1 protein-coding gene is annotated in these 1920 nt (G+C 66.7%); it reads right to left on the bottom strand.

Annotated features, from left to right (window positions below):
- Positions 1–352: 352 nt before the first annotated feature.
- Positions 353–1639, bottom strand: a complete 1287-nt coding sequence (locus tag B141_RS0106340; protein WP_020574325.1) for an MFS transporter — start codon at positions 1637–1639, stop codon at positions 353–355.
- Between the last annotated feature and the right edge of the window lie 281 nt (positions 1640–1920).

The following is a 1920-nucleotide window of genomic DNA, read 5'->3' on the forward strand; positions in this document are numbered from 1 at the left end:
CCCGCCGCCTCCGCGCTGAGCTGCACAAACGTGCAGGCACGGACGCCGGGCCAACCCCCTCACCAGGGGCGGCCCGGCGCGATCCGTCTCAGTCTCAGTTCCCCTCTCATTCATCTCCGTTCGCCGGGGTCCGCGCCTTCCTCCTCCGCACCCCGGAGAAGCCCGTCAATCCGCTCGGCCACACTGCGGCGAATCGGATCGGTGACGTGTTGATACCGCGCGGCCATGGCGGTCGTGGACGATCTCATGATCGACATGACGGTCCGTTCGGGTACCCCGAGTACCAGGGGTTGCGAGGAGGACGGGGGGAGAGTGGTTGGCGGGCAAGAAGTACTGCCCTATCCCACGCCGCCTACAAGGTCCGGTGCTCAGGGTCTTTCGGTTCCTGCGGCACATTCGACCCGGCCTCGGAGTCAGGTGGGTCAGTGCGCAGGTTCCGGGCTTGTGGATCGAAACACAGCCGGAGGCCAACCGCGAGCATCGGAATGGCTGCTACCGCGAATCCCCAGCCGACGGAGCGGGTCAGCACGGCGCCGAGTAGAGCGATGGAGACCGGTTCGAGGGCGACGCGCGGCAGACCGATGAGGCTGCTTATGCGTCCCAGGAACTGCCGGGGAGTGCGGGTCTGGATGAACGTCGGCAGCGCCACGTCGCTGGAGTATGCGACGCCGAAGCCCACCACGACGAGAATCGCGGAGGCGATGAACATGTTGGGCGAGACGCCCAGCAGGGCGAACGCTGTCGCCTCGACAACGGTCATGCCGATGATGAGCAGGCCCCACCGTCGAGGTAGACCCGTGATGGCGGCTGCGATGGTGCCAAGAAGCTGGCCGACACCCCACGCCGATATCAGCGTTCCCAGCGCCACGGCGTTGGCCGAGAACGATCGAGCAAGTGCGGGCAGGCCCACAGCAAACACACCGCTGTAGGCCAGCGCGGAGGCGCTGACAATCAGCAGGACGATCCGTACTTCGTGGCTCCGACGGGCGACGCGCAGACCCTCGCCTATGTCCTTGAGCACGCCTGAGACAGACATCGCCTCCTGGTGAGTAGCCACTCGGCGCGGTGCGGCGCGGACCGTCATGGCCGCGACGAGAAACGTGAGCGCATTGAGCTCGATCGCGACGGCCGGGCCGAGCCACGCAGTCAGCAGGCCACCGAGCATCGGACCCGCGATCATTGCGCCCTGCTCGGCGGCGCCCTGGAGCGCGTTGCCGCGCGGAAGATGCTCAGCAGGCAAGAGGAGGGGCAGGACGGTTTCCGAGGCCGGTCCAAAGAAGGCTGCCGCCACTCCTGTCACCACAGCGAGCGAGTAGAGCTGCCACATCTGGACGCTGCCGACCCATGCAAGGGTGCCCACTGTGGCTACGGCCACGCCCCGCACAATGTGAGACCAGAGCATGACGGTTCGTGGTGAGAGTCGGTCTGTGATGGCTCCGCCGAAGAGCATCAGCAGGCCGCGTGGGATCGCTTGCGCCAACAGGACAGACGCCAGTGCAGCCACCGAACCCGTTTCCTGAAGCACCAACCAGGCCAGGGCCACGCCGAAGGCGCCGTCGCCGAGCATCGACAACCCTTCACCCGCCAGCACCACGGTGAAGGGACGAAACCGCAGCGGCGCCCTCACCTGCTCAAGCACGAGTTCCTCCCGGCTGTGCGATCCGGGCAGTGTCGCAAGAGATGAGCAAGATCGAAACTCGATTTTCGGGCGACACCCAACAGGCGCCCCACCGTGCCGTGCCACTGCCACACGTGGCGGTCACGCTCCGGCGGCCAGTGGTCAACAGCGGTCATTTCGCCGGCCTCACCCGCGCGGCTCAGACACGTTGAGGGTTCATCCCCTCTCGCGGGTTCAAATCCCGCCGCCTCCGCGCTGAGCTGCACAAACGTGCAGGCACGGACGCCGGGCCAACCCCCTCA

This window comes from Actinopolymorpha alba DSM 45243 (assembly GCF_000373925.1).
In the GTDB taxonomy this organism is placed as follows: Bacteria; Actinomycetota; Actinomycetes; order Propionibacteriales; family Actinopolymorphaceae; genus Actinopolymorpha; species Actinopolymorpha alba.